The sequence below is a fragment of the Mesorhizobium sp. RCC_202 genome (assembly GCF_041355295.1).
GTDB lineage: Bacteria > Pseudomonadota > Alphaproteobacteria > Rhizobiales > Rhizobiaceae > Mesorhizobium.
Genome location: NZ_JBFUPO010000023.1, coordinates 1 through 3,033, shown reverse-complemented (window position 1 = coordinate 3,033; position 3,033 = coordinate 1). Strand labels below are relative to the sequence as shown.

Annotated in this window: 1 protein-coding gene; it reads right to left on the bottom strand. The window is 63.9% G+C overall.

What is annotated here, in order from left to right; genetic code table 11:
- Positions 1-84 precede the first annotated feature (84 nt).
- Positions 85-2,730 (bottom strand): aminopeptidase N, encoded by a 2,646-nt coding sequence (gene pepN, locus AB6802_RS30025; RefSeq protein ID WP_371013832.1) that lies wholly within the window; start codon positions 2,728-2,730, stop codon positions 85-87.
- Between the last annotated feature and the right edge of the window lie 303 nt (positions 2,731-3,033).

The window sequence follows — 3,033 nt, the reverse complement described above, 5'->3', positions numbered from 1 at the left end:
CCGAATCATCTCCCCTTCATCCTTGCCGACGGAATCACCAACCCGCTTCCGTGCAAAGGCCTCACAAGGGGAGAAGGAGAAGCACTATGCCAGGGTGCGCTCCACGATATCGCGCAGATCCGCCGACAGGTTCTCCGCCTTCGCGATCTTAAGCAGCGCGTCCCTGGCCTTGGCTTGGCGTCCAGGTTCCAGCGAGCGCCATGACCTGAGCGCCGTCGCCAGTCGCGCCGCGACCTGTGGGTTGCGCTTCTCGACCTCCAGCACCGTCTCGGCGAACAGCCGGTAGCCTTCGCCATCGGCGCGGTGGAAGCCGGTCTGGTTGGCGCTGGAGAAGGTGCCGATCAATGAGCGCATGCGGTTCGGGTTGGCGATCGAGAAGGCTTGGTGCTGCATAAGCTCGCGCACCTTGTCGACGGTTTGCGCACCAGGCACGCTGGCCTGGATCTGGAACCATTTGTCGAGCACCAGGGCGTCGCCGCGATAACGCGCCTCGAACGTCGCCAGCGCTTCCTCGGCTTGACGGGAACCGGCATGGCGGTGCGCCAGCACGGCAAGTGCGGCGGCGCGATCGGTCATGTTGGTGGCGGTGTTGAAGTGCCGCGCGGCAAGCGCGGCACCTTCCGGCAGCAGCGACAGATAGTCGAGCAAGGCGTTGCGCAGCGCCCGTCGTCCGGCGCTCCCCGCCTCCGGCGTGTAGGGGCCGTCGTCGCCGAGGCTTTCATAGAGCGCCGAGAAGCCCTCGCGGTTTGCCGCAGCGATCGTCCGCGCCAGTGCCTCGCGCGCGGCAAAGATGGCGTCGGGGTCGATGCCCTTGCCGATGTCGCGGGCAATATCGGCCTCGCCCGGCAGCGTCAGCGCCAGAGCGCGGTAGGCCGGCTCCAGCGTGTCGTCGCCGGCGATCTTGCCGGCAAGCGCGGCAAGCTTTGCCGTAAAGGCCGGCTCCTTGCCGCCCAGCACCTGGCGGAAGGCCGCGATCAGCGCGTCGGTGAGCAGCGTGTTGAACGCCTGCCAGCGCGCGAAGGAATCGCTGTCATGCGCGGCCAGGAAGAACTGGTCGTCGGCCTTCTGCTGCACCGAAAGCGTGATCGGCGCCGAGAAGCCGCGGTTGAGCGATACGGCGGGCCGTTCCTCTATGCCGGAGAAACGCACCGTGTGCCGGCGCCTGCGGACGTGGATGACGCCGTCCTCGACCGTGGCGCCCTCGACGGCGGTCCAGTTGACGGGCTTGCCGCCGGCGCCGACCAGACCGAAAGCCAGCGGGATGTGCATCAGCCGCTTGCGGCTTTCCGACGGCGTCGGCGGCACCGACTGCTCGATCTCCAGCGTGAATTCCTTTGCCGCCGGGTTGTGCGAGGAACTGACCGTCAGGTTCGGCGTGCCAGCCTGGTGGTACCAGAGCCCAAATTGCGCCAGGTCGCGGCCCGACACATCCTCGAACACTTTCACGAAATCCTCGATCGTCGCCGCCTCGCCGTCATGGCGCTCGAAATAGAGGTCCATGCCGGCCCGGAAGGTTTCGGCTCCGAGGATGGTGCGGATCATGCGCACCACTTCCGAGCCTTTTTCGTAGACGGTCGCCGTGTAGAAGTTGTTGATCTCGCGGTAGCGGCGCGGCCTGACCGGATGCGCCAGCGGGCCCTGGTCTTCCGGGAACTGGTGCGAACGCAGCGTGCGCACCTCGGCAATGCGCTTGACCGCGCGCGAACGCTGGTCGGCGGAGAACTCGTGGTCGCGATAAACCGTCAGCCCTTCCTTCAGGCAGAGCTGGAACCAGTCGCGGCAGGTGATCCTGTTGCCGGTCCAATTGTGGAAATACTCATGCGCGATGATCGCCTCGATATTGGCGAAGTCGGCATCCGTGGCGGTCTCTTCGTCGGCCAGCACATATTTGTCGTTGAAGACGTTGAGGCCCTTGTTCTCCATCGCGCCCATGTTGAAGTCGGACACGGCGACGATGTTGAAGACGTCGAGGTCGTATTCGCGGCCGAAGGCCTCCTCGTCCCATTTCATCGAGCGCTTCAGCGCGTCCATGGCATAGCCGGCGAGCCGCTCCTTGCCGGGCTCGACATAAATGCCGAGCTCGACAGTGCGGCCGGACAGGGTGGTGAAGCTGTCCGCCACCTTGCCAAGCGCGCCGGCCACCAGCGCGAAAAGATAGGATGGCTTGGGGAAGGGGTCGTGCCAGACGGCGTAGTGCCATCCATTGTCCAGCGCGCCGCTTTCGGCAGGGTTGCCGTTGGAAAGCAGCAGTGGCGCCTCGTTGTGCGGCGCCTCGATGCGAACCGTGTAGACCGACAGGATGTCGGGCCGGTCGAGGAAATAGGTGATGCGGCGAAAGCCTTCGGCCTCGCATTGCGTGCAATAGACATTGCTGGAGCGGTAGAGGCCCATCAGCGCCTCGTTGCCGGCCGGCGCGATCTCGGTTTCGAGACTGAGCTCGAAACGCGATGCCGCCGGCGGCACCGGGATCGTCAGCTGGTCCGGCGTCGCCTGATAGTCGGCGGGCGGCAGCGTCTTGCCGTCAATAGCAACGCTGAGCAGCTTCAGCCCATCGCCGTCGAGCACCAGCGGCGCCGAGGCGGCCACGCCCTCGCGCCGTGCGATGGTAAGCAAGGCAGTGACGCGGGTCGCATCCGGCGACAGGCGAAAGTCGAGGCTGGTCTTCGGGATGAGATAATCGCTGGGGCGATAGTCTTCGAGCCTGAAGACATGGCCGGTATCGGTGCGCATTCCGTTGGTTTTCCTGTCGATTTCGGTCGGACAGCGAACAATGCTGATCCAAGAATTTTGAGGTGCGCGCTCTTTACACGAAACGGTCACTCGACAAAACTATGCCAAGGCCAATTTCGCGGCTTCGTTTTTTAAAGCAATTCCAGGAAAAGCGTGATCGGTTTTCCGTCCGGAATTGCGTAAAAACAAAGAGATAGAGCGGTTCGCCGTTTCCGAAACGGCGAAACGCTCTAGGGCCTGTTGAGAATCAGCGTGAGTTGATGACGGATGCGCAAGCGTAGATCATTGCGCTGAAGTTTCGAT

What these genes read in the sequence shown, in the direction of transcription:
- pepN (WP_371013832.1), bottom strand. Translation starts at nt 2,730, where the DNA reads ATGCGCACCGATACCGGCCATGTCTTCAGGCTCGAAGACTATCGCCCC.